We start from the raw sequence: 25,580 nt of genomic DNA, 5'->3' as shown, positions 1-25,580 counted from the left end.
TTTGTTAAATAAAAGTAAAAAGACTACGCCGTATTTACATTAACGACCATTTGAATTTTTCAGCAAGGACGATGCCCATGTTATCAGCGGATCAAATAAAACATTATAATGAGCAAGGCTTCATCGTAATGGATGAAGCTATTCCTTTATATGAAATAGAAGCCATAAAAAAACGCGCTAATAAAATGGTTGAGCAATGGGCAGAAGATAGTCCAAATCATGTATTTACCACTAATGATAATGATCGCAGTGATGATTCCTATTTTTTAAATTCTGCTGAACAAATAAAATGTTTCTTTGAAGAAGAAGCCTTTAATGCTCAAGGTGAATTAGTTCAAGATCGCGCTTTATGCATCAATAAAATTGGCCACGCATTACACGAACTTGACCCTGTATTTAGTGCTTTTAGTCACCAGAAGTTATTAGGTAATATCCTGTCCGATATTGGCATGGTAACGCCACAAATTCGTCAGTCTATGTATATTTTTAAACAACCAAATATAGGTGGCGTGGTTAATTGGCATCAAGATGCAAGCTTCTTTTTTACAACACCTCAGAGCGTTGTTACTTTATGGTTTGCTGTAGAAGATGCGACATTGGAGAATGGTTGCCTTTGGGTTGAGCCTGCAGGCCATTTAGGGCCACTAAGAGAACGTTTTAACTTAGAAGGGAAACAAACGACTATGGTTAATTTAGATGGTATGCCTTGGCCAACAGAAAAAAGTGGAAAAAGTGTGGAGGTAAAGGCTGGTAGCTTAATTGTATTTCAAGGACGATTACCTCATTACAGCGCACCTAATCGCTCATCAAAATCACGCCAAGCATTCACACTACATGTTACTGATGGTGAATGTAAATACGCAGCAGAAAATTGGCTACAAGCTAAAACGTTACCTTTACGAGGTTTTAATCGTTAGCCAGTCCTTAATACTTAACCGGACGTTGAAGCTTAACTTTCCTCAACTGACAGCAGTAAAGAAAATAAAGTTAGGCTTTAAATAGATTTAATAACTGTGTCCGTAACCAACGATTAGCGTGATTCGTTTCACTACGTTGATGCCAAATAAGTGAATAAACCACAGGATCCGATGGACAAGGTAAATTGAGTTTCACTAATTGCTTAGAGTTTAAAACTGAGTCAGCCCAATTTTTAGTCGTCGTGAATACTAAATCAGAATGGCAACATAAACTGGTCGCGGCATTAAAATCAGGAGCTTGTACTATCACATCCCTTTGAAAACCTAGTTTAGATAACGATTGATCAAACATAGGTAACCCCAGTTCATTATCTTTAACATGGATATGTTTACTATTTAAATAGGCTTGCTGATCCCATTTTTTTTGCAATAAAGGATTTTTATCTCGTACTAAACAAACTAGTTCATCCCTGTATAACTCGTCGATATTAAGCTGATTATTTAAATTAATTTGTTGGCCAACATCATGCGGAATAATCACAAAATCTAATCGCCCTTGGTTTAATTGTTCAATGCTAATATTGTCTTTAAACCAAGTGTTAATTCTCATATTAGGCGCTTCATCTAATACTTGTTGCATTACTTTTGATAATACAAATTCAAAAGCACTTTCTTGCATTGAAATATTAAAACAGCCCTTATATTCTTTAAGGTTAAATTCTAATGGGGAGAATATTTCATTAATAGCATTTACTGCTACATTCAATTTTGGCTCTAGCTCTTGGGCTAATGGCGTCGGTATTAAACCATGAGAAATTCGATGAAATAAAGGGTCACCAAAGATATGCCTTAGCTGCGACAAATTTTTGCTAATAGTCGACTGACTTAAGTTTAACCTTATCGCAGCAGATGAAGCATTACGTTCCTGTAATAGCACTTGCAATGTGACTAATAAATTAATATTGATGCGGGTTAATTGAGAAATTTCCATATTCTATTTACCTACTTAATCGCTTTTCATACAAAAACGTCATCACACCAAAAAATGTTATCAGAAACAAATAAAACTTTATATTTGCCTTCATTATTAATTACCATACAAGTAATAAAGGTTTAACGACTACTTATCCTTTCCCGTGGTCATATTATTGATAGCGACGGATAAAATAACACCCAGTAATACAACACCTAATGTTGATAATGCACGCCACACTAAACCAGTGTCGCCAATATATCCCCAAATACCCAACACAGATACTGTCGTGCCAAGCAGAATACAAATCAAGCCAATAGTTAACGCTATTTTATTTACGTTCATACACACCTTATATTTTTATCTTTGAATATTAATTTTCCACACTGTTATTTTAAATGTGGAATATCATCAGTATATGCGATACGTGACAATGAACAGCAATACTTTAATTATTTTTATTTGAAGAAATCTAAAATAATGAAAAAAAAAACTTAAAATACAACAACCTATAGATTTATTATCAAAAAGCATATTATACCTTTCATCATGATCGCCTGATATCGATTAACTCTTTCTTGGCTATTATTGTTATGCCTCCCTGCTCACAAATAAATAAAACACAATCTCTATTTAGATTTTTAAACATTATTAAATTCAAAAGCATGATGCATAGCATTATTCATAATTTTAATAGGGATAGGATAGGTTATAACTTAGTTCCTCCATCCACTCATTAAAGAGATCTTTTATGAAACAACCCAATGCTTTTCAGCCGTTTTTGTTTTCAAGTTTTCAAAAGAAACATAGTCTTACATTAGGTGATTTAAAATGGAAAGCATTTGAAGTTCATGACTTTCTAGGTGATGCTGAAGATTGGGGGATGGTTATTGAAAATATGCTAGCCGAGAAAAACCCAGCGCTTCTGACTAAACTATCTCTAGGCACTGACCATGACATGTTTTGTATTAGTAGTGATGATAGGGATGCTTTACACGAAATAGCAGAAATAGTGTTTGAGTTTTACGATAATGAGGCACTGCTAGATGCTTGCATTGAACGCTACGCACAATATGATTTTGTGCCGAATCAGCCGATTCCTTGTCAATAATGTTTCCACTCAATTTTTTCCCCTTATACCAATGGAATTAAATAAGTGTTCAGGGATTGCGCAGGAAAAATTAACACTAATAAGGCGTGAGTTGTAGGAGATAGTTGTTCTCACTTCAAAACTCACAACGCAGTTAGAGGTAATTTTAACCAGCAAGAATGATCACCTTATTAATTCTTTTGGTATTAGTAATATATTAGCAAGTTGATCAAAGCCTACACACATTTATCCTATTTGGTGCTGTCGCCTGTTTTGTCACTCGTCTTTTAGACCAAGTTAATTCCGCGTAAAAACTTACCGCTGATTTAAATGATGAGACTAAGAGGTTAAATCTGAAAAGGCTAAAAGATGAAAATTATACCGTTACTGTTTCAGCAAAAAGCTTAACAGCAACGGTATGAATAATACGTTTTAACTACACCTCTTTATCTAATCAAGCATCATAGGTGGTAGATGACACATTACCGCCATGACCAGTCCAATCATTATGGAAAAACTCTCCCTCTGGCGTATCGATTCGTTCAAAAGTATGCGCGCCGAAATAATCACGTTGTGCTTGAATCATATTGGCAGGTAAACGAGCAGTGGTATAACCATCGAGGAACGTTAATGATGACGTCATACAAGGCATTGGTAGACCTATTTGTAACGACTTCGAAGTAACGTCTCTCCACGCTGGTGAACAACGCTGTAAGATCGTTTTAAAGTAAGAATCTAATCCTAAAAAGGTTAACTCTGGCTCTGCGACGAAAGCATCACGAATATTGCCTAAAAATGCACTGCGTATAATACAACCACCACGCCACATTAAAGCAACATTACCGTAATTGAGCTCCCAGTTGTTATCTTCTGATGCTTGTTTCATTAACATAAACCCTTGTGCATAAGAGATTATTTTACTGGCTAATAGTGCATCACGTAATGCCTCTATCCATTGTTCTTTGTTCTCTGTAATAGGTGTAATTGATTTATTAAATAAATTGCTCGCATCCACTCGTTGTTGTTTAAGAGAAGAAAGGTAACGTGTAAATACAGACTCTGTAATTAAGGTCAGTGGAATACCAAGATCCAATGCATTAATCCCTGTCCATTTACCGGTTCCTTTTTGGCCTGCGGTATCCATTATTTTTTCAACAAGTGGTTGGCCATCAGTATCTTTGAAGGCAAGTATATCGATAGTAATTTCTACTAAATAACTATTGAGTTCCGTTTCATTCCATTTTTTAAAAGTCGCTTCCATCTCTTCATGAGACATTAATAACGCTTCTTTCATAAAGTGATAAGCTTCGCTGATAAGCTGCATATCACCATATTCAATACCGTTGTGGATCATTTTGACAAAGTGGCCCGATCCTGCATTACCGACCCAATCACAACAAGGATCACCTTGATCTGTTTTTGCAGAAATGCCTTGAAAAATAGGTTTGATATGTGGCCATGCTTTTACATCTCCACCAGGCATAATAGACGGCCCAAAACGTGCCCCCTCCTCGCCACCTGAGACACCAGCCCCCACAAAATGAAGGCCTAATTGACTCAACTTTTCAACGCGACGGTTACTATCAACATAATTAGAGTTACCTCCATCAATGATGATATCGCCTTTATCGAGTAAAGGAATGAGCGCATCAATAAAGTGATCAACGACCTCCCCGGCACGCACCATCAACATAATTTTTCGAGGGGCTGCGAGTAAACTCACCATCTCTTCAAGAGAATGGGCACCAACAATATCAGTGTCTTTAGCAGTCGTTTCTAAAAATTGATCAACTTTAGAGACGGTACGATTATAAGCAACGACTTTAAAGCCATGATCATTCATATTTAAAATCAGGTTTTGTCCCATCACGGCTAGGCCTATGACTGCGATATCAGCATTCATTATTTCTTTCCTTTTGGTAATCGTGTTGAAGATTCTGGATCTAAATAAAATTGAGTTATCCCTGTTTTAGCTGAAATATGGGCGGCAGGATAAAGATCACGACTGTTATTCTGAGTATTTATTTTATAAATAATATCCGCTTTACTTGCTCCCATGACTAAATAGGTAATGCGTTTACTGTGCTCAATTAAATGCGCTGTTTTTGAAATACGTAACTGTCCACTTTGCGGCTGTGTTGCAAGAAAGGTTAAGTTAGTCTCTTCATAATTAGTTTGCCCAGGGAAAATAGACGCGGTATGACCGTCTCCTCCCATGCCCAATATAATCCAGTCAAATTGTGGAAGCCCATCGTAAACAGGCACACTTAATTGAATTTCCTGCGCATAACGAATGGCTTCTTGCTCTGGTGGGGTTTCACCACGAATACGATGAATATTATCAGCAGGAATAGTAATATGATCGAATAAACGTTGTTTACATTGTCCATAGTTACTTTCTGGATCTTCTGCCGCTACACAACGTTCGTCTCCCCACCAAAAGTGTAACTGTTGCCAATTTATGGTGGTGGAAAAGTGAGAGTTCGCTAAATAATCAAACAAAAGATTAGGCGTTGAACCACCCGATAAAGAGATATGAATAGGCTGTTCGCTTTCACTTAATCGCAGTAATTCATTAGCAAGTTGTTCAAGTAAAGATTGAGTTGAATCGAAAATAATATTATTCATATTATAGCTCGCAGTAATCAGTGTCGGTTAAATTCTTACAAGGAGAACGCCAAGTTTGCCCATTTTTAAATAAGGCCTCTGCTTCAATCGGTCCCCATGTTCCCGCGGCATAGCCATAAAGATCAAACTTATTTTTTTTATAATCAAGAATCGGTTGTACAAACTCCCAACAAGCACGAACAGCATCACTTCTAGAAAAGAGTGTCGCATCGCCCTTTAACACATCTAATAATAAACGTTCATAGGCAGATAACAGTGCGGAGTTTTTTAAATTACTATAATGAAAATCCATTGCCACCGGTTCTGTTTCAAAACCTGCTCCTGGCTTTTTTAAACCAAAACTTAATAATGTACCTTCATCAGGTTGAATACGCATAATCAGTTTATTATCAGGTGGATTATCAGAAAAAACAGGATGAGGTGTTTTCTTAAAATTGATCACAACTTCAGTCACGCGTGTTGGCATACGCTTGGCGGTACGTACATAAAACGGCACACCGTCCCAGCGCCAATTTTTGATGAACATTTTAAGTGCAATATAGGTTTCTGTACGAGAATCCTCAGGTACCCCGTTTTCTTCACGATAACTTAATAAACATTCATCACCTACATGGGATTTTGTATATTGTCCTAATACTAAGTTATGTTTTAGATCATCCTCGTTTAATGGTTTTAGGCATTGCAACACTTTAACCACTTCATCACGCATTGAGTCGGCATTGATGACTGCAGGCGGTTCCATAGCGACCATCGCAATCACTTGCAATAAATGATTTTGTATCATATCGCGCATCGCGCCGGCATTATCATAATAACCACCGCGAGAACCGATGCCTAAGTCTTCAGCGCCTGTCACTTCAATATAATCAATGTATTTTGAATTCCACAGCGGTTCAAAAATACTATTAGCGAAGCGCAGCACTAACATATTTTGCACCGTTTCTTTACCGAGGTAATGGTCAATTCGATAAATTTGATCCTCTGTAAAGTCCTGATACAAGATTTTATCAAGCGCAATAGCCGACTCAAGGTCATAACCAAAAGGTTTTTCAATAACCAATCGCTTCCAGCCATCATCTTCAACATTCAACCCTTGAGCAGCAAGATTTTGAGGAATAACAGAATATAAGCTAGGTGGAGTCGCAAGATAAAATAGCGTATTACTGTCTATTTTCAATTCTGTTTCGATGGACTGAATTCGCTGCTTAAGTGCCGTATATTCATCTTTATTTTCGGGATCCATGACTTGATAAAATAAATGCTCACAAAACTTATCTAATGACTCAAGATCTACATTATCGTCTGAAGCGAGATCTTTTATTAATTTATCACGGAAACTTTGGTCGTCATAAGTACTGCGACTAACACCTAAAATAGCAAATGAAGAAGATAATTTTTGATGTGAATATAATTTATAAAGCGCGGGAATTAGCATGCGTTGTGTGAGATCACCAGAGGCGCCAAAAATCACAATGCAGTTATTTTCAAGAGTTAACATTAATCTATCCTTCAATGAGAGAGGCGAAAAAGATTAAAAAGTGACTTAGATTGAGGGAAAAACACTCATAACCATAGACCACAGTAATTTACATTTACTACGGATTCAATAGATTATTTGTATTTCAAAAACTGATTTATTAAATTCAGTGATGTATTAATTTTAAAGTTAATCGATGTATGTTTATTTGCTTAGATAATTGGTGGGTGCTGTTACTATTGCTAATGGTAGTCAGAGTTAACTTAGTTTGATAATTTAATTAAATAGATTTTTAATTTCGAAGAAACCATTAGTTAAAAGTAAAAATTAATTAAAAATAAAAATTAGCTTAGGAGATGTTGTTCCATTAACTCAATCACCAGTTGAGCAGACAACTCTCCGAGTTTATATTGATCAATAAATACAAAATCTTCCGTCCCTGCTTTCCCCGTTCCGACTCCTACAATCTCAGGATTAGCATCCAAGATAATAAACATTAACCTTTGTTTAAGTTTAATATTCTCGACAGTGACTGCATTCGACGCTTGTAAGCTTTGCTCTAACAACCCGACCGTAGTAGAGAGTTGCTGATGCTTTTCTATTAATTGGTCATTTACACTCGCCACTAACGTTAACAGCCGTTCGATATTTTTATTCATTCATTATTCCTGACGTGAAAATGGTAATGTTGATCAACCAATTTTTATAATCCTATGCGAACAACAGAAAGTTTTTTTTCAAAAAAATCAGTTATCAACAATAGGAATAAAAGAAGCAATTTATTTAATCAGTAAAGCTTTCAATGTATCAACACGCTTTTTATTTGCACCTAAGTCGCTGCGGCCAACTCGTGAAGCAGAGCGAAAATGCAATAAGTTATCATCACTCACTCTTAACTCTAAGTCATCAACAAAACCAAAAATGCCAGACGTAAAAGTAGCTGCAATATAATCTGTTTCAATACGTACTATTTCGCCACCCAGAGATTCTACAGCTGCTTTGGCTTTACCTAAAAATTCATTTTTATCACCACTAAAAGCCAACGGTTCAATAGTACTTTTATCCCCCTCAATACTTTCACTGATCACACAGTTTTCTGCGCTGACACAAGGTTGTAAATGTCCTGCTTGTATTCCTGGTGCTTGGCCTTTTTTAGAGACTAACCCTAATACAAAAAAAGCGATGACGATTAAAATAATAATTGCGGCTAAGATATAAAAGAATTTTTGCATTTTTTAGTCCCGTTAATTTAGTCTAGTTAATAAAGTGTTGAAAAATTCTAGCATGACAAAGTGAGCTAAGTGCCAGTACTTTTCGGTTAACATCTTGTTGATTAAAGTTTTGATGATAACTTGTAATTACAATTTTTAATTACAAAAACAATGCTTTTCATATAATCAGTAATATGCCATTGGCTTATAAAAAGATCATAATATGATGCTTCTCATTTAGCCATTCATTGTTTTAAGTTACTTATTCAATAAATGATTGACGGTTAAGCTCTTCACTTATGCTTCTATCTCCGACGACTCCATCTGTTGTAACACTTCGAGCGCTTTTGGGAATTGTTGAATATTAAATAATTTATCCCTTATCTGCCAAAACCGCCCCACTTTGTTAGCGATCACTATTTCTGGAGGCTGCAAACGATGTTCATTATTAATTACCTTGGTTACTGAACTGTCAGTGAAAGGTCTAAAGCGATCAATTAAATGTGGTTGAATAAAACGTTGTAGAAATTGTGCTTTTTGCTTGGCGGTGGTCAATTGCCAAAATTCACTAATTTGTCCTTGGCCACCACTATAAGTTACCTTTAATTGATTCTTACCGTGTTTATTTTTAGTCGCCTCAAGTTGCATATCATCACAACGAATAATCATTGCATCTTTTAACTTTAATGCTTCACGCAGTTTTTTATCTGGGTCTACTAATACGGCTTCACAATGACCACAAACACGCGCTGCAATATCATTATCCATTCCACACTGGTCGCAAAATTTAGCCCGAAAACGATAGTTACAATGCACGCGTTCTTCAAATTTATTACCGTCATCATCTTCGGTGATTTTTAATGAGTACCCTTGGCATTTACGACCATAATGTTCAATCACAAAACCAGCAGGATCTAATTTCCCCCAAAAGTTATTATTAAACTGACAAGCCGGACAAGGGATAGTCACTATTTCACTGCCACTTTCAGGCTTTTCCTGACCAACTTCAGGCTCGTATAAATCGTAGCAGTTCCCTGCAAACTCCATGACTAAACAATCTTTTTTGCCTTCAGCCAAGCGCAACCCTCGCCCTACTATTTGTTGATATAAGCTGATAGATTCAGTTGGACGTAAAATAGCAATTAAATCAACATGTGGCGCATCAAACCCTGTAGTTAATACGGAAACATTGACGAGATACTTTATTTTTTTATTTTTAAAATCTTGGATAATTTGATCACGATCTTTACCTGCCGTATCGCCAATAATTAATGCAGCACTTTCATCTTGCAGATAACCTAATATTTCTTGAGCATGTTTTACCGTAGAAGCGAAGATCATCACCCCTTGTCTTTTTTCTGCGTGATGAATAACCGACTTAATAATTTCAGGTGTCGCACGACCAGACTTCTCAATCACTTTATTTAAATCAGCCTCTCGATAACTCCCCGTATTAGCTGGACTTATTTGAGAAAAATCATAACTTAAAACCGCCATATCCATGACTTTAGGCTCAGTTAAAAAGTGCTCATCTAACAAAAATCGAATCGGTAAATCAAAAATACAATCTCGGAAAAAACGTGGTTCTTCACTGCGAACTTGTCCACGGGTGTGATATTGATATATCCACCCTAAGCCCAGACGATAAGGGGTTGCAGTTAACCCTAAAACTTTTAAATTTGGATTGATAGACTGTAAGTGTTTAATCACTTTTTGATAACTTGAGTCACCTTGCATCGGGACACGGTGACATTCATCTATCACCAGTAAGGAAAAAGCATCATCAAAAAGCTCAAGGTTATTTACAATGGATTGTACTGAAGCAAATACAACTTGTTCAGACGTTTCTTTACGCCCTAACCCTGCGGAAAATATAGACGCTTCAACGCCATAGCTTTCATATTTAGCGTGGTTTTGTTCCACTAGTTCTTTAACGTGAGCAAGTACTAACACACGTCCTTTCGCTATCCTAGCAAGCTCTGCAATAATCAAACTCTTGCCTGCACCTGTTGATAAAGCTAATACGGCAGGTGTACTAAATCGACGGAAATAATGCAGAGTCGCATTAACGGCATCTTGTTGATAGGGACGAAGTGTAAACATAAAGAAGTACGCTTTTGATTGCTGATAACTGATTGTTGATAGCTAACGATTAATATTAACGACTAACTACCTAATAAGAAGAAAGTAGCTTAACATTTTTTAGATAAGTTTTAACCGCCCTTTATTTATACTCAAAGTATAAAAAAGGGCGGCGAAAACTCAACTAAAAAGCGAATTAAAACCCAATAAAACCATTATTCCCGACGAATAATGACTTGTGCTTCCATAATGACATCTTGTTGTAACTCCGATTCAATACTGTCTTTGATCGCATCAAGTTTTTCACTGGTTAAGGTTTCAGGCGTCACTAATTTGACAGAGATTTCAACTGGCTCTAATGCTCTTGCGTACACTTCTCTGATCACGACCTCCCCTATTCTTTTACCTTCAAGCTGTTGCATTATTTTCGCTTCTTCAGATAAACGTAAAAAACTAAACACCAACGGGATAGAAACAAGTGTCACACCAATAAAAGCAATCATCAGGCCTTTTTTAGCGCGAGTGAAAGGAGCAAATCCTAAAGCAAGAAAGGTCAATGCTGCAGCAAAGACAATACCTGCCAAGTTAGTTAGGAATAATAATAAAGCGCCCCAAGCGACGTGCGAATCTAACCAGCCAATACCAATACCTGTTACTGCTAATGGTGGCACAAGCGCTACGGCGATCGCAACACCCGCTAAGCTTTTAGCTGCATCAACACGCGCGTGCGCATAAGCACCAGCAATACCAGAAATAACCGCAACCCCTAAGTCTAATAAACTTGGACTTAACCGAGCCGCAATTTCAGGGGTGACAATTTCCATCGGGATAATAAAACTCGCAACAGATGAAAAACCTAAAGAGACTAATATTCCTATGCCTAAGGTTGTTGCACTCGCAGTAAGCAATGAAGGGTCTTGTCGTGCGAGTGCCATCGAAAGTGAAATAATAGGCCCCATTAGAGGCGCTAAGATCATCGCACCGATAATCACAGGGGCAGAGCTTGCAAAGAGCCCTACGCTTGCGAGTAAGGTTGATAATGCCATTAAGGTTAGGAATGCAGATGATGTTGTCGCGTTATCTCTGAGTAATTGATACAGGTCTTTAAACTCATCTGTTGCAGCATGCGCAATAAAGGCTAACGGTTTAGTGGCTAATTCATTCACCGCTTCACCAGATGGTAGACCTTTAATTTTGAGTTGTTCTTTTTGTGCACTAGAAGTATCTATAATCGGTAAAGATTCTCCCACTAATAAGGTTAATACATGACTTTCTGTTTGAATGGATAACGACTCAGATTGTTCTTCTTGTCCATCAATTTGATAATGTAAAACGTCACCATTAGTGAACTCTATACTTTTTGTTTTAATTAACCCCAGGAAGCTAGGTAGTGAATAATAACGACCTAATGTAGAGATAGTAATAAATCGTAATAGTTCCATAATACTACGTGGTGCAATCAGCATTACGTGGCACATACCGTCATTAATATGGCTATTAGGCAGAATGTGTTTAGATAACCAAGAGTCATGAACATGAGCAGTAATAACAACACCTAGCGCAGCAGTCGTAAAACTACTTTCATTCTCAGTATTAAAAGTAACTTGTTTAGGACAAGCATGTCGAATTTTACCAAGATTTTTCCATCCTAGTTTAAGTCTTTCAATAAAACCTAAGCTTTTAGCACTTGGCAATAAGTTAAAGCTTTCTCCAAAAACCAATTCAGAAAGTAAAATTTTACCGTTACAACGTACAACATCAACTTGTGCGGGTTGGCTTTTTTCGGCTTCTTGAATCGCTTTCTTTAAATTACTTTGTGCACAAAATCCACGTTTAGCATAGATCGATTCAGGATGAGGCAAAATAGCAAGTTGCCAGCCACCATCGATAGCGGCTTGAATAACTGCAGGTGCTTGTTGATCATTTACATAGGCGTAAACACGACTATCTTTATTAAACTGTACAGGTTCATTTTCCCAGGCTCTTGGTAAAATAGTTTCTTCAAAAAACGCTAATACGTTATCTGTTAATTGATCTTTTTGTGCAATATCAAAAAGTAGGAAACTATCGGCCATAATACATTCTCACTGAAGAAATTTATAAAAATACAGTATGCGTATAGGTGAGAGGTAGTGCAATAAGTAACTGTTAGTTATGAAGGGTAATAATGAATAGTGGTAGTGAAGAGTTTATATTTAAAGTGAAATGATCATTAAAATCATTTCACTTTTTTGATTAAGCTGATGACAATTATCGTACTTTTAGTCTTGTAACTGCTTTTCTACATCTGCCACAATACTGGCTGGGTCACCTATATATTGTGCATGATTTAATAGAACTGCATTATCATTATGTACTAGTAATAAAGCAGGAAAAGAAACCGTTCCCATGAATCCTTGTAAATCATTAATATCAGATAAAACATAAAGAGCGTCTTTGCTTAACTCTTCTTTAAATACTTTATTTGGTATTGATAGTTTTAGGTCATCTGCCAGTTCAGTAAAATCTATTTTTTTACCTAAAGAATTACCTTCTACAAAATGAGCATGTTGCAGTGCTTGTAATACAGGTAATAATTTATCTGATTGTTTAGTTGAGATCCAAGCTAATAAGTTTGCACTGATAACACTATTCTTAGGACTATCGGCGAAACGAACGTATTCCTGTGAAAAAGGAACATCACTTTCTTTTTCAACTGATTTAATCGTATTAAAACCAACACTGTTACCACCATCATAATTAGCGCAGTGCCAAGCATGAACTTCCATTTCAGGAAAAGCGTCATCTAAAGCAACCACTAATGGTGTTGCAGCATAACTCCATGGGCAATGAGAGTCGTAAATAAAATATAATTCTGAGCTCATAAAATCTACCTTTTCAACGCCTAAGCGTCGAGTTCTAAATTAATTTGGGTGCAACCTTTAATACATTGCACGCCACTTTCGCCTTCACTTAATACCGTTAACGTTAACGCTTGTTGGCATTGGTCGCAAAGTACTTTTTTTCCCTTCGCAAGACGTTTAATAACATTACGCTGTTGATTAAAAGATTCAGCAGCAGTTTTATTTATTTGAGAAAAATCTATTTTAGTCATCTTAGCGGTGCCAATCTGTTTTAGTTTCAATTTAACTTAACGTTAACTTATAAATTGGAGACTTATAAATTAGTTGATTATAGGTCCATTCTTTATAAATTCATTCTTTAAAGATCTAGGTTCGCTAACCGCTTTGGTGCAACCAAACCATCATCATTCATTTGCCCAACACCAATAAACGTACGTTGCTCGCCAACGGTAATTCTAACAATTGTATTGTCTGGTGCACCAAATACTTGTACCGGTTGACCGTGTAATACATAAGCACCCATTTCATCGGAAATATTTACTTCGGGATAGTTTTTAACCGCCGTATCCATCTCTAATAATAATGGATCTAATAAGTCATAAGGGCTAACGTCTTCTTCTTTTGCTTTTTCTATTAATGCTTCTAAGGTTTCAATAGTGACCATACGTTCGTAAGGGTAATCAGCAACCTGTGTACGACGTAACATTGAAACATGTGCACCACACCCTAATAATTCGCCTAAATCATCAACAATAGTACGAATATAAGTCCCTTTACTAACATGAATATCTAAATCAATTTCATTGTCTTCAAAACGTAATTGCTTGATTTCATAAACAGTAATAGGACGTGCAGGACGATCAATCGTAATCCCTTCACGTGCATATTTATATAGAGGCTTACCTTCAAATTTCAAGGCTGAATACATAGAAGGAACTTGTTCAATTTCGCCACGGAACGTATCAAGGGCAATATCAAGTTGTGCTTGAGTGACTGAAACAGGCTTTTCACAAACTACATCACCTTGAGAATCACTGGTATCAGTTCTTACACCTAAGGTAGCTGTGACGGTATAGCGTTTGTCTGAGTCTAATAGAAATTGAGAGAACTTAGTCGCTTCACCTAAACAAACAGGTAACATACCTGTTGCCAATGGATCTAAGGCACCGGTATGACCTGCTTTTTGAGCAAAGAAAATTCGTTTTACACGTTGTAAAGCATGGTTGGAACTGATGTCCGTAGGTTTATCTAATAATACGATGCCATTGATCGGGCGACCCTTTCCACGTTTTGCCATTACTTCGCTTCCTCTTCTTCTGTTGCTTCTAGCGCTTCTTCTTCGCGGCCAGCTTCTTTTAATTTAACTTTGTCATTTTTTACTGCGCCACTCACTAGCTCTGAAATACGTAAGCCTTCAGTCAGTGTTTCATCAAAGCAAAAACGTACTTCAGGAACGATACGTAGCTTCATTGCTTTACCCAGTAAACGACGGACGTAACCAGCAGCAGCATTTAAGCCTTTTAATGATTCATCGTTTGTTTGTTCACCAACAGTAAAAAAGGTCACATATACCGTTGCATAAGCAAGGTCACGTGTAATGTCAACGCCAGAAATGGTAACCATTCCAATGCGTGGATCTTTAACTTCTTGTTGTAAGATTCGAGCAAGTTCTTTTTGTACTTGCTGAGAAACTCGAGAAGCACGGCTATATTCTTTTGCCATTTGTAACTCCTAATCAACGCAAATTAAGCGTTGTTTTAAATGAGAATGGAGGCATAAGCCCCCATTCTTAATAGTTATTAAGATTTAAAATTAAAGAGTACGTTTTACTTCAATAATTTCAAATACTTCTATTTGGTCACCTACGCGAACATCGTTGTAGTTCTTAACGCCGATACCACACTCAACACCGTTACGAACTTCAGTTGCGTCATCTTTAAAGCGACGTAGAGACTCAAGCACACCTTCGTAAATAACCACGTTTTCACGTAGAACACGAATTGGGTTGTTACGTTTAATAATACCTTCAGTCACCATACAACCAGCGATTGCGCCGATCTTAGGAGATTTGAAGACTTCACGTACATCAGCAATACCTGTGATTTCTTGTTTGAATTCAGGTGCTAATAAACCACTCATTGCAGCACGAACTTCATCAATTAGATCATAGATGATGCTGTAGTAACGTAATTCAACCGCTTCGTTATCAATTAACTTACGTGCTGTTGCATCTGCACGAACGTTAAAGCCGATTACGATTGCGCCAGAAGCTGATGCTAATGAAGCGTCAGTTTCAGTAATACCACCAACACCACGACCGATGATGTTAACTTTAACTTCATCTGTAGATAGTTTGTTTAGTGACTCACAAATTGCTTCTAATGAACCTTGAACATCAGCTTTAAGTACTAAGTTAAGTTCAGATACATCGCCTGATTCCATGTTAGAGAACATGTTTTCAAGTTTCGCTTTTTGTTGACGAGCAAGTTTAATATCACGGAATTTACCTTGACGGTATAATGCAACTTCACGTGCTTTCTTTTCATCTTTAACAACAGTCGCTTCATCACCCGCTTGTGGTACACCTGATAAGCCCAATACTTCAACAGGGATAGATGGACCAGCAGATTCAATCGCTTTACCGTTTTCGTCACGCATTGCACGAACACGTCCGTACTCAAGACCACAAAGAACGATATCGCCTTGCTTAAGTTCACCTTGTTGAACAAGAATAGAAGCAACTGGACCACGACCTTTATCAAGACGAGATTCAATAACAACACCTGATGCAGGACCTGTTGAAACGGCTTCTAAATCTAACATTTCAGCTTGTAGTAAGATGCTATCTAATAACGCATCGACACCAGTACCTACTTTTGCAGATACGAATGAGAAGATGTTTTCACCGCCCCATTCTTCTGAAATAACATCGTGCTGTGAAAGTTCAGTTTTAACACGGTCAAAATCTGCACCTTCTTTATCGATTTTATTCACAGCAACCATTAGTGGAACACCAGCAGCTTTAGCATGTTGAATCGCTTCGATTGTTTGTGGCATAACACCATCATCAGCAGCAACAACTAGGACAACGATATCCGTTGCTTTAGCACCACGAGAACGCATCGATGTAAATGCAGCATGTCCTGGAGTATCTAGGAATGAAATCATGCCCTTATCAGTTTCTACATGGTAAGCACCGATATGCTGAGTAATACCACCGGCTTCACCGTCAGCAACTTTTGCACGACGAATGTAATCTAGTAGTGATGTTTTACCGTGGTCAACGTGACCCATGATAGTTACAACAGGTGCACGAGATGTTTTAGCACCACCTTGCTGTGCTTCAGCCATTAAAGACTCTTCTAACTCATTTTCTTTCGTTAGAATTACTTTGTGGCCCATTTCTTCAGCAACAATAGAGGCTGTTTCTTGGTCGATAACTTGGTTGATAGTTGCCATAGCACCCATCTTCATCATCGCTTTGATCACTTCAGTTGCTTTAACTGCCATTTTATTAGCTAGTTCTGCAACTGAAATTGTTTCACCAATTTTAACATCACGTTCAACTTTAGCAGCTGGTTTTTCAAATGCTTGTTGTAATGCATGTGGTGTTGCAGTTGAACCTTTTTTACCACGACGGTTATTACCGCGACGGTTATAAACTGTTTCAAGTGGTTTAGCCGCAGGTGCTTTTTTCTTTTTCTTACGGTGTGTTGGACCTTCCGCTTTTGTATCAACTGCATCTTCTGCTGCTCGTGCTTCTGTTGATGTAGTTACATGGTAATCTGCACCTTCAGCTGCTTTGCGGTCAGCTTCTTCTTTTGCCCAACGAGCCGCATTTTCTTCTGCTAATTTCTTAGCAAGTTCAGCTTGTTCAACTGCGTCTTTTTCAGCTTTAGCTAATGCTTCTGTTTCTGCTTTTTTCAACAAATCAGCTTGTTCTTTTTCTAGTCGAAGTTGTTCTTCTGTTTTAACAGATTTAGTAGACGCTTGTTTTTTGCTTATTAGCGACTGCTGCTAATTTTGCTTTTTCTTCAGCTTCTTTCTTAGCCGCTAACTTTTCAGCTAATACTTTTTCAGCTTGTGCTTTTTTAGCATCTAACTCTGCTTGAATTTTAGCTTCTTCTACTTCTTTTAATGCTTGTTCAGCCGCTTTTTCTGCTTGAATCTCTTCATCAGAACGTTTAACAAAAGTACGTTTTTTACGTACTTCAACATTAACAGCGTTTGATTGACCTTTAATATTTAACGTTGTTTTTGTTTTACGTTGTAAAGTCATTTTTTGCTTTTGCTCGCCACCATGTTGCTTTTGCAAATAAGTAGTTAGCTTTTCTTTTTCTTCAACGCTTACTTTGTCGCTAGCTTTTTTAGTAATACCTGCAGCAGCAAACTGCTGAACTAACACATCTTCAGATTTGTTTAAGTCTTTAGCGAGGTCTTTTAATAGAATTTCTGACATTATTTATTTCTCCATACTGACGCTATTACGCATCTTCACTAAACCAGCAGATGTTACGAGCAGCCATAATTAATTCCGCTGCTTTTTCTGCATCTAGTTTTTCATCAATCTCTAGTAGATCATCAACAGCTTGTTCTGCTAAGTCTTCTAATGTAATCACACCTTTACTTGCTAATACAAATGCAAGGTGTGCCTCTAAGCCTTCAAGTGCCAAGAGATCGTCAGCAGGTTTTGCACCTTCAAGACTTTCTTCTTCAGCAAGCGCTTTTGTTGCTAGTACATCTTTAGCACGAGTACGTAGCTCTTCAACCATGTCTTCGTCAAAACCATCAATCGCTAATAACTCTTCAGCAGGAACGTAGGCAATCTCTTCTAAAGAGCTAAAACCTTCTTCCACTAACACACCAGCAAAGTCTTCATCAACTTCTAATGCTGACGTAAATAACGAAATAACGCCATCTGCTTCAGCTTGATGTTTAGTTTTTAATTCAGCTACTGTCATTACATTTAATACCCAACCAGTTAGTTGAGATGCTAAACGAATATTTTGACCGTTACGACCAATTGCTTGTGCTAAATTTTCATCTTCTACAGCAATATCCATGCTGTGCGAATCTTCATCAACAACAATTGAAGCGACTTCAGCAGGTGCCATCGCATTAATTGCAAATTGTGCTGGATTCTCATCCCACAGGATAATATCAACACGCTCTCCGCCTAATTCATTTGAAACGGCTTGCACACGTGCACCACGCATACCAACACAAGCACCGATAGGATCGATACGTTGGTCATTTGATTTCACTGCGATTTTAGCACGTGAACCAGGATCGCGGGCTGCGCCCATTAAGTCAATCATCTCTTCAGCGATTTCAGGCACTTCTAAGCGAAATAACTCAACTAAGACTTCAGGTTGTGTACGTGTCATGAACAATTGTGCGCCACGAGCTTCAGGACGTACAGCAAATAATAAACCGCGTAAACGATCGCCTGGACGGAAGTTTTCACGAGGCAACATCTCATCACGGAAAATAACCGCTTCAGCATTGTTACCTAAGTCTAATAAAATGCTATCACGTGTCATACGTTTAACAACACCAGTGATTAACTCACCTTCTTTTTCTGCATATTGAGCAACAACTTGCGCACGCTCAGCTTCACGTACTTTTTGTACGATAACTTGTTTTGCAGTTTGTGTTGTAATTCGGTCAAAAGTAACTGAATCAATTTCGTCTTCAATATATTCACCGACTTGAATTTCAGGGGTGTCATATTGTGCAGCTTCAAATGTCATCTCTTTTGAAGGGTTTTCCATTTCTGCTTCACTTTCTAATACTAACCAACGACGGAAAGTATCAAAATTACCCGTTTCACGGTCGATATCAACACGTACTTCAATTTCTAATTCGTATTTCTTTTTAGTTGCAATAGCCAGTGCACTTTCTAATGCTTCAAAAATCGCTTCTCTTGGTAAGCCTTTTTCATTTGAAACAGCTTCAACAACCAATAAAATTTCTTTATTATTCATTTTTAACGCCTTAATTAATCAAATTTTGGAACTATGTTCGCTTTCTGGATATTACTCAGCGCAAAGCGCTCTTCTTTACCCTCAACAGAAACGGAAATAATCTCACCGTCTACACTACTAATAACACCTTTCCATCTGCGGCGATTTTGAATCGGCATACGCAGTTGTATTTTCACTTCTTCACCTAAAAACGCGGCATATTGTGCAGCGTTAAATAGTGGTCTTTCCATACCTGGAGACGATACTTCAAGTGTGTACTCGTTAGTGATTGGATCTTCAACATCCATAATAGCACTGACTTGACGACTCACTGCTGCACAGTCATCAACCAAAATACCTTCTTCTTGGTCAATATAAACACGCAATGTTGAATGTTTACCCGCACGTACGTATTCAACTCCAACTAATTCATAGCCAAGGTCTTCCACACTTGGCGCTAACATTTCAGTTAGACGCTCTTCTAAACTTGCCAAATCTATCCCCTTTCAGAAACAAAAAAAGGGCATATAGCCCTATTTAAATAACAACTTATGTTTATTTTTGATAAACATAAGTTGTCAGTAAAACGTATTTAAAACAAAAACCAAATACGCAAATAACAAAAAAGCCCCAATAAATTGGAGCTTCATTCGTTTTGTTTGATTAAATCAAACAGATATTGCGATAGGAAACTACAATATCGAATGTGGTAAGGAGATAATGTTTCATCTCTTAAACTTACCTATAAAGTAGTCAAAGATTACTTTATAAAACTGGTTCCGGGAGCAGGATTTAAAAACACCTACACCTTCGCGTGTTTATTGAGAACTGAACCCGACAAGCGACTAACACTTTATCAATAAACATAATGTGGTTGCGAGAGCAGAATTAAAAAACTTCCGACCTTCGCCTGTTTATTAAGAGCTGAGCCCGACGAGCTAAAAGCCCTATTAACAAACATAATGTGGTTGCGAGAGCAGGATTTGAACCTACGACCTTCGGGTTATGAGCCCGACGAGCTACCAGACTGCTCCATCTCGCGACTGTACTGTTGTGTTTAAATGTTAAATTTCACTAAAAATCAACACTCAAACTAAAATATTAAACTAAGTGCGACGCACTTGTTGCGAGAGCAGGATTTGAACCTACGACCTTCGCCTTTTATCTACAAGAAGGAGCCCGACGATTTACTTTACCAGACTGCTCCATCTCGCAACTGTACTGTTGTGTTTAAATATTTAAATTAAACTTGCAATAAACATCTAAACTAAATCTTTTCTAAGTGTAATAAACAATATTGAGGCTATATATCTATTGTAACATTACACTTAAAACGGCTTTTTAATTGCTCTAATAACTGCAGCATTATAGCTAAAGTGTGATCTGAGCGCAATCAAAAAACCTAAATTGGTGCGGATAGAGAGACTTGAACTCTCACGGCCTAAGCCACAGCCCCCTCAAGGCTGCGTGTCTACCAATTCCACCATATCCGCTTTTTAAAATATTACTCTGGGATTTGAGTTGAGGTATCAACTTCTACTGGTACTTCAGTAGTTTGTTCAATCGCTAAGTTTGAGAAATCTTCATTTACTGACACTTTATGCGTAGAAAGGTTACCTAGCACTAAACTCAGCACAAAAAATGCTAATGCTAAAATACCAGTAGTACGTGTCATGAAGTTACCAGAACCACCTGCACCAAATACTGTGTTAGAAGCGCCTGAGCCAAATGATGCTCCCATACCAGCTCCTTTACCTTGTTGGATTAAAACAAAACCAACTAAAATAATTGAAACAATTAAATAAACAACTAACAGTATCTCATACATATTTATATACCTAATTTATCTTGTTAAAACTTCATTTGCTCCCACAAAGAAGCGGACGAATACTACCCAATGCCAGTGCGGATCACAAGTGAATATTAAGACAATTTAGCCGCATTAACAGCTTCTTTACAAAACAGTATAAAAAACCATCAACTACTGCGTTATTTTACCTTAATATTCATTGTTTCACTCTAAAGCATTGATTCTATTTTTTACTTTAGACGACTAATTATACTTTAACTTTGCTGGCTAAAGATTTAGCGTAAGCAATTACTTTTTCTTCACTTTCATCTGCTTCAACCATTACTCGGAAAACAGGTTCTGTGCCTGATTTTCTTAATAATACACGGCCACGATCGCCTAGCAATGTTTCGATTCGAGCTAATTCAGCTAATACATCTTCATCTTGTAGCGGATCTATCTCATTATTATAGCGAATGCTTTCAAGTATCTGCGGGTATTTACGCATGCCTTGACGTAAGTCATGTAAATTCATACGACTTCCTTGCATTGCACTCATCACTTGCAAACCAGAAACAATGCCATCTCCCGTTGCTAAATGATCAGCACATATAACATGTCCTGAATTCTCAGCACCAATACTCCAACCATTTTTCTTCATTAGCTCCATTACATGGCGATCACCTACATCGGAACGATCAAATGGGATACCTAATGTTTTTAATGCTTGCTCTAATCCAAGATTAGACATTTTAGTACCAACCGCGCCACCGTTTAGTGTGCCTTTGCGTAATTTATCACGAGCAATGATATATAAAAGTTCATCACCATCAAGTACATAACCAGTATGATCAACCATCATTACTCGGTCACCATCACCATCAAAAGCAATACCAAAATCAGCTTTTTCTTCAATAACACGTGCCGCAATGGCATCCATACTGGTTGCACCACAGTTTAAGTTGATGTTGACGCCGTTAGGCTCTACGCCCATTGCTATTACTTCAGCACCTAATTCACTAATAACAGAAGGTGCAATGTGATAAGTCGCTCCATTAGCACAATCAACGACTATTTTTAGTCCACTTAAGTCATATTGTGATGGAAAAGTACTTTTACAGAATTCAATGTAACGGCCAGCTGCATCGTTAACACGATAAGCTTTACCCATCTCACTACTATCAACACATTTTAGTTCTTTATCTATTTCAGCTTCAATTTCTAATTCTACTTTCTCAGATAGTTTAATACCTTCATCGGAAAAGAATTTAATACCATTATCATAGTATGGATTATGCGAGGCACTGATAACAATCCCTGCCGTAGCTCGAAATGTATGTGTAAGGTAAGCAATTGCTGGAGTAGGCATTGGCCCCATTAATACAGGAATAATACCTGCAGAGGTTAACCCTGCTTGTAAAGCGGCTTCAAGCATGTAACCAGAAATACGAGGATCTTTACCAATTAATACCTTTTTATTACCTGACTTGGCTAATACACGACCTGCAGCCCAACCAAGCTTTAATGCAAACTCAGGAGTAATTAGAGATTCACCTACTTTGCCGCGAATACCATCGGTACCAAAATACTTTTTATTCATAATAAAAATCTTACCATCGTCAGAGATACCTTTTATTATTTAAAGGTATTTATTTGCTGTAATACTTTCATGACATCTACAGTTTCTGCGACATCATGAACACGAATTATTTTTGAACCTTGCTGCATCGCAATCATTGCGCCAGCTAGGCTTCCTGCTAAACGGTCATTTATATCACGATTTAGTAATTGACCAAACATTGATTTGCGAGAAACTCCGGTTAACACAGGAAAACCTAACGATATAAATTGTTGCGTTGCATTTAACAAATCAAAATTATGTTGTAATGATTTTCCAAACCCAAAACCTAAGTCGATAATAATATTCTCAGCTTTAAGACCCGCGTTAATACAGTCATCACTACGTTCAATTAAAAAACGTCTTACTTCAGCTACTACATCATTATAATTAGGTGCTGTTTGCATGCTTCTAGGTTGCCCTTGCATGTGCATCAAACACACAGGCACATTTGCTTCAATGGCAGCCTTTAAAGCGCCTTCTTCACGTAATGCTCTCACGTCATTAATAATATCAGCGCCTGCATTAACGGCTTCTGTCATCACGACTGCTTTACTAGTATCAATTGAAATCCAACAATCCAATTCATTTTTAATACGTTCAATAATAGGTATAACTCTATCAAGTTCCTCATTCAAGATAACATCGTTTGCACCGGGCCTTGTAGATTCACCACCAATATCAATAATAGTAGCACCTTGATTAACCATTTCTTGTGCATGTATGAAAGCACTATCTAACTGTGCATATTCACCACCATCAGAAAATGAATCAGGCGTGACATTGAGTATTCCCATTATGTGAGGTCGGTCGAGATTAAGTTTTTTATTATGGCTAGTTAAGATCATTACTTCACGCTTTTAGTGGTATTAGATGGGAGAAAATAAAGTGATAAAAAAACCTAAGCAAGCTTAGGTTTTTTGTATTCAGTTAAAACAATTTAATTAATATTAATTATCGCTTTAATTACTTATCGCTTTTATCTTCTTCAGTTGTAGTTGGTGCTTTTGTTTCTGTCTCATCAACTTCAACATCACTAGCGACTTCTTCTTTACTTTCAACAACAGTCTTCTCTGAAGATTTTTCAGTATCGACCTTATCAGCTTCAGCTTCTTCTGTTGATGATATAGTCGCTTTAACTATTTCAGACTCTTTATCATCTACCCAATCACTAGGAGGACGAACAGTAACCCGAGCCATTAAATCATCGACTTGTAACGCATCAATTGTTTCGTATTTCATTAATGCTTCTTTCATTGCATGCAAAATATCGATGTTATCTGTTAATAACTTATAAGCACGTTTGTAGTTAGTATCAATGAAAACTTTTACTTCATCATCAATGATTTTACCCGTTTCATGAGAAACTACATTAGAACGTAAACTACCTTGCTCACCAGTTAATAAAATAGGACCTAACTTTTCAGAGAAACCCCATTCAGTAACCATTGCACGAGCAATAGCAGAAGCTTGCTTGATATCTTGCGAAGCCCCTGTTGATACTTTTTGTGTACCATAAATAAGCTCTTCAGCAATACGGCCACCATAAGCAACTGAAATACTACTTTCCAACTCATCTTTATTTTGTGAGATTTGATCGCCTTCAGGTAAGAATTGAGTCACACCTAACGCACGTCCGCGTGGAATAATCGTTACTTTATGGATTGGGTGATGTTGAGGCACTAACTTAGCCACAATTGCATGTCCCGCTTCATGGTAAGCAGTCGATTCTTTATCTTTAACCGTCATCACTAGACTACGGCGCTCAGATCCCATTAATATTTTGTCACGTGCTTGCTCAAAATCTTCTTTTGATACGGTACGTTTATTGCCACGTGCAGCAAACAATGCAGCTTCATTAACTAAGTTAGCTAAGTCAGCACCAGAGAAACCTGGCGTACCACGTGCTAATACCATTGCTTTAACGTCGTCTTCCAGTGGAATCTTACGCATGTGCACTTTTAGTATCTGTTCACGTCCACGTACATCTGGTAAACCAACAACAACTTGACGGTCAAAACGGCCAGGACGTAACAATGCAGCATCTAGTACATCTGGACGGTTAGTCGCAGCAATAACGATGATACCCTCATTACCTTCAAAACCATCCATTTCAACTAACATTTGGTTTAATGTTTGTTCACGTTCATCGTTACCGCCACCCATACCGGCGCCACGAGCACGACCTACGGCATCGATTTCATCGATAAAGATGATACAAGGCGCTGATTTTTTAGCTTGTTCAAACATATCACGAACACGAGAAGCACCAACACCAACAAACATTTCAACAAAGTCAGAACCTGAAATTGAGAAGAATGGGACTTTAGCTTCACCAGCAATCGCTTTAGCGAGTAGTGTTTTACCCGTACCAGGAGGACCAACCAATAAAATACCCGTTGGAATTCGACCACCTAATTTTTGGAATTTACTTGAATCTTTTAAATATTCAACTAATTCAACAACATCTTCTTTTGCTTCATCACAACCAGCAACATCAGCAAACGTTGTTTTAATTTGGTCTTCACTCATCAATTTGGCTTTACTCTTACCAAATGACATAGCGCCGCCTTTTCCGCCGCCTTGCATATTACGCATGAAAAAGATCCAAACACCGATTAATAACAGCATTGGGAACCATGACACAAAAATAGACGCTAAGAAGCTTGTTTCTTCAGGTGGTGTGCCTTCAACTTTTACGTCGTTTTTAATAAGGTAATTTACCAAGTCTAAATCAGGCGCAGGGATATAGGTAACAAACGGAGTTTGATTACTTTTTAAACCTTTAATTTCTTGGCCATTAATTTGTACTTGTTGAATCAGTCCTTGGCTTACTTCTTTATTAAAACTGGTGTAGTCGATTTGTGATTTATTGGTATCGTCTGATCCAAAGCCTTGGAATAAAGACATTAAGACTACTGCGATGACTAACCACAATATCAGGTTTTTTGCCATATCGTTCAAGATGTAAACCTCATGTTAAAAA

At 37.5% G+C, this 25,580-nt stretch carries 21 protein-coding genes, 3 tRNA genes and 1 pseudogene; 2 read left to right on the top strand and 23 right to left on the bottom strand.

Features of this window, described 5'->3' with window-relative positions:
- The first annotated feature begins 77 nt into the window (after positions 1 to 77).
- A complete protein-coding gene (locus GQR59_RS03480; protein WP_025565098.1) occupies positions 78 to 917 on the top strand; it encodes a phytanoyl-CoA dioxygenase family protein in 840 nt (279 codons plus the stop codon).
- Between the two features lie 70 nt (positions 918 to 987).
- On the opposite strand, the gene GQR59_RS03475 is transcribed toward GQR59_RS03480, so the two are convergent.
- Positions 988 to 1,908, bottom strand: coding sequence for a LysR family transcriptional regulator (locus GQR59_RS03475; protein WP_025565097.1), 921 nt, complete (start codon positions 1,906 to 1,908; stop codon positions 988 to 990).
- Between the two features lie 129 nt (positions 1,909 to 2,037).
- A complete protein-coding gene (locus GQR59_RS03470; protein WP_025565096.1) occupies positions 2,038 to 2,235 on the bottom strand; it encodes a hypothetical protein in 198 nt (65 codons plus the stop codon).
- Between the two features lie 406 nt (positions 2,236 to 2,641).
- On the opposite strand from GQR59_RS03470, the gene GQR59_RS03465 reads away from it, so the two are divergent.
- Positions 2,642 to 3,001, top strand: a complete 360-nt coding sequence (locus tag GQR59_RS03465) for an Imm51 family immunity protein (protein WP_025564786.1) — start codon at positions 2,642 to 2,644, stop codon at positions 2,999 to 3,001.
- 433 nt (positions 3,002 to 3,434) lie between these two features.
- On the opposite strand, the gene gnd is transcribed toward GQR59_RS03465, so the two are convergent.
- The 21 genes and pseudogenes from gnd to ftsH all read right to left on the bottom strand — a co-directional run bounded on the left by gnd (position 3,435) and on the right by ftsH (position 25,558).
- Positions 3,435 to 4,883: a decarboxylating NADP(+)-dependent phosphogluconate dehydrogenase gene (gene gnd / locus GQR59_RS03460; RefSeq protein ID WP_160060718.1), complete on the bottom strand. Its 1,449-nt coding sequence runs from the start codon at positions 4,881 to 4,883 to the stop codon at positions 3,435 to 3,437.
- On the bottom strand, positions 4,883 to 5,608 hold the full coding sequence (gene pgl / locus GQR59_RS03455) for a 6-phosphogluconolactonase (protein ID WP_160060717.1): 726 nt from the start codon (positions 5,606 to 5,608) through the stop codon (positions 4,883 to 4,885). The genes gnd and pgl overlap by 1 nt, the downstream gene beginning before the upstream one ends.
- Position 5,609: 1 nt before the next feature.
- Positions 5,610 to 7,106: a glucose-6-phosphate dehydrogenase gene (gene zwf, locus GQR59_RS03450; protein ID WP_160060716.1), complete on the bottom strand. Its 1,497-nt coding sequence runs from the start codon at positions 7,104 to 7,106 to the stop codon at positions 5,610 to 5,612.
- A 323-nt stretch (positions 7,107 to 7,429) separates the two neighbouring features.
- Complete coding sequence (locus tag GQR59_RS03445) at positions 7,430 to 7,744, bottom strand: hypothetical protein (RefSeq protein ID WP_025564737.1); 315 nt, start codon at positions 7,742 to 7,744, stop codon at positions 7,430 to 7,432.
- A gap of 120 nt (positions 7,745 to 7,864) precedes the next feature.
- Positions 7,865 to 8,317, bottom strand: coding sequence for a DUF1499 domain-containing protein (locus GQR59_RS03440; protein WP_025564736.1), 453 nt, complete (start codon positions 8,315 to 8,317; stop codon positions 7,865 to 7,867).
- Between the two features lie 276 nt (positions 8,318 to 8,593).
- Positions 8,594 to 10,399 carry a DEAD/DEAH box helicase gene (locus tag GQR59_RS03435; RefSeq protein WP_025564735.1) on the bottom strand — a complete coding sequence of 602 codons (1,806 nt, stop codon included), beginning with the start codon at positions 10,397 to 10,399 and terminating at the stop codon, positions 8,594 to 8,596.
- A gap of 194 nt (positions 10,400 to 10,593) precedes the next feature.
- On the bottom strand, positions 10,594 to 12,453 hold the full coding sequence (locus GQR59_RS03430) for a TIGR00341 family protein (RefSeq protein WP_160060715.1): 1,860 nt from the start codon (positions 12,451 to 12,453) through the stop codon (positions 10,594 to 10,596).
- A gap of 186 nt (positions 12,454 to 12,639) precedes the next feature.
- Positions 12,640 to 13,242, bottom strand: coding sequence for a protein-disulfide isomerase (locus tag GQR59_RS03425; protein WP_160060714.1), 603 nt, complete (start codon positions 13,240 to 13,242; stop codon positions 12,640 to 12,642).
- Positions 13,243 to 13,262: 20 nt separating this feature from the next.
- Positions 13,263 to 13,472, bottom strand: coding sequence for a hypothetical protein (locus GQR59_RS03420; protein WP_160060713.1), 210 nt, complete (start codon positions 13,470 to 13,472; stop codon positions 13,263 to 13,265).
- Between the two features lie 107 nt (positions 13,473 to 13,579).
- Complete coding sequence (truB, locus tag GQR59_RS03415; protein ID WP_160060712.1) at positions 13,580 to 14,518, bottom strand: tRNA pseudouridine(55) synthase TruB; 939 nt, start codon at positions 14,516 to 14,518, stop codon at positions 13,580 to 13,582.
- Positions 14,518 to 14,943: a 30S ribosome-binding factor RbfA gene (rbfA, locus tag GQR59_RS03410; protein WP_137297579.1), complete on the bottom strand. Its 426-nt coding sequence runs from the start codon at positions 14,941 to 14,943 to the stop codon at positions 14,518 to 14,520. The genes truB and rbfA overlap by 1 nt, the downstream gene beginning before the upstream one ends.
- Positions 14,944 to 15,033: 90 nt before the next feature.
- Positions 15,034 to 17,680: pseudogene (infB, locus tag GQR59_RS03405) on the bottom strand (translation initiation factor IF-2).
- A gap of 25 nt (positions 17,681 to 17,705) precedes the next feature.
- Positions 17,706 to 19,208 (bottom strand): transcription termination factor NusA, encoded by a 1,503-nt coding sequence (gene nusA, locus GQR59_RS03400; protein WP_160060711.1) that lies wholly within the window; start codon positions 19,206 to 19,208, stop codon positions 17,706 to 17,708.
- 14 nt (positions 19,209 to 19,222) lie between these two features.
- Positions 19,223 to 19,681: a ribosome maturation factor RimP gene (gene rimP / locus GQR59_RS03395; RefSeq protein WP_160060710.1), complete on the bottom strand. Its 459-nt coding sequence runs from the start codon at positions 19,679 to 19,681 to the stop codon at positions 19,223 to 19,225.
- 471 nt (positions 19,682 to 20,152) lie between these two features.
- Positions 20,153 to 20,229: transfer RNA gene (locus GQR59_RS03390), tRNA-Met, on the bottom strand.
- Positions 20,230 to 20,311: 82 nt separating this feature from the next.
- Positions 20,312 to 20,402, bottom strand: a tRNA-OTHER gene (locus GQR59_RS03385).
- 193 nt (positions 20,403 to 20,595) lie between these two features.
- Positions 20,596 to 20,680 (bottom strand) — tRNA-Leu (locus GQR59_RS03380).
- 11 nt (positions 20,681 to 20,691) lie between these two features.
- Positions 20,692 to 21,015, bottom strand: coding sequence for a preprotein translocase subunit SecG (gene secG, locus GQR59_RS03375; RefSeq protein ID WP_160060709.1), 324 nt, complete (start codon positions 21,013 to 21,015; stop codon positions 20,692 to 20,694).
- Between the two features lie 229 nt (positions 21,016 to 21,244).
- Positions 21,245 to 22,576: a phosphoglucosamine mutase gene (gene glmM, locus GQR59_RS03370; protein WP_160060708.1), complete on the bottom strand. Its 1,332-nt coding sequence runs from the start codon at positions 22,574 to 22,576 to the stop codon at positions 21,245 to 21,247.
- Positions 22,577 to 22,611: 35 nt separating this feature from the next.
- Entirely contained in the window at positions 22,612 to 23,442 is an 831-nt protein-coding gene (gene folP, locus GQR59_RS03365) for a dihydropteroate synthase (protein ID WP_160060707.1), read from the bottom strand.
- 118 nt (positions 23,443 to 23,560) lie between these two features.
- On the bottom strand, positions 23,561 to 25,558 hold the full coding sequence (ftsH, locus tag GQR59_RS03360) for an ATP-dependent zinc metalloprotease FtsH (protein WP_236546635.1): 1,998 nt from the start codon (positions 25,556 to 25,558) through the stop codon (positions 23,561 to 23,563).
- Positions 25,559 to 25,580 lie beyond the last annotated feature (22 nt).

The sequence above is a fragment of the Psychromonas sp. L1A2 genome (assembly GCF_009828855.1).
Classification (GTDB): Bacteria; Pseudomonadota; Gammaproteobacteria; order Enterobacterales; family Psychromonadaceae; genus Psychromonas.
The sequence above is the reverse complement of the archived record's forward strand: the minus strand, read 5'-3'. Positions and strand labels throughout refer to the sequence as shown.

Coding starts and splice junctions, on each gene's coding strand:
- GQR59_RS03480 (WP_025565098.1), top strand. CDS start 78: ATGTTATCAGCGGATCAAATAAAACATTATAATGAGCAAGGCTTCATC.
- GQR59_RS03475 (WP_025565097.1), bottom strand. CDS start 1,908: ATGGAAATTTCTCAATTAACCCGCATCAATATTAATTTATTAGTCACA.
- GQR59_RS03470 (WP_025565096.1), bottom strand. CDS start 2,235: ATGAACGTAAATAAAATAGCGTTAACTATTGGCTTGATTTGTATTCTG.
- GQR59_RS03465 (WP_025564786.1), top strand. CDS start 2,642: ATGAAACAACCCAATGCTTTTCAGCCGTTTTTGTTTTCAAGTTTTCAA.
- gnd (WP_160060718.1), bottom strand. CDS start 4,883: ATGAATGCTGATATCGCAGTCATAGGCCTAGCCGTGATGGGACAAAAC.
- pgl (WP_160060717.1), bottom strand. CDS start 5,608: ATGAATAATATTATTTTCGATTCAACTCAATCTTTACTTGAACAACTT.
- zwf (WP_160060716.1), bottom strand. CDS start 7,106: ATGTTAACTCTTGAAAATAACTGCATTGTGATTTTTGGCGCCTCTGGT.
- GQR59_RS03445 (WP_025564737.1), bottom strand. CDS start 7,744: ATGAATAAAAATATCGAACGGCTGTTAACGTTAGTGGCGAGTGTAAAT.
- GQR59_RS03440 (WP_025564736.1), bottom strand. CDS start 8,317: ATGCAAAAATTCTTTTATATCTTAGCCGCAATTATTATTTTAATCGTC.
- GQR59_RS03435 (WP_025564735.1), bottom strand. CDS start 10,399: ATGTTTACACTTCGTCCCTATCAACAAGATGCCGTTAATGCGACTCTG.
- GQR59_RS03430 (WP_160060715.1), bottom strand. CDS start 12,453: ATGGCCGATAGTTTCCTACTTTTTGATATTGCACAAAAAGATCAATTA.
- GQR59_RS03425 (WP_160060714.1), bottom strand. CDS start 13,242: ATGAGCTCAGAATTATATTTTATTTACGACTCTCATTGCCCATGGAGT.
- GQR59_RS03420 (WP_160060713.1), bottom strand. CDS start 13,472: ATGACTAAAATAGATTTTTCTCAAATAAATAAAACTGCTGCTGAATCT.
- truB (WP_160060712.1), bottom strand. CDS start 14,518: ATGGCAAAACGTGGAAAGGGTCGCCCGATCAATGGCATCGTATTATTA.
- rbfA (WP_137297579.1), bottom strand. CDS start 14,943: ATGGCAAAAGAATATAGCCGTGCTTCTCGAGTTTCTCAGCAAGTACAA.
- nusA (WP_160060711.1), bottom strand. CDS start 19,208: ATGAATAATAAAGAAATTTTATTGGTTGTTGAAGCTGTTTCAAATGAA.
- secG (WP_160060709.1), bottom strand. CDS start 21,015: ATGTATGAGATACTGTTAGTTGTTTATTTAATTGTTTCAATTATTTTA.
- glmM (WP_160060708.1), bottom strand. CDS start 22,576: ATGAATAAAAAGTATTTTGGTACCGATGGTATTCGCGGCAAAGTAGGT.
- folP (WP_160060707.1), bottom strand. CDS start 23,442: ATGATCTTAACTAGCCATAATAAAAAACTTAATCTCGACCGACCTCAC.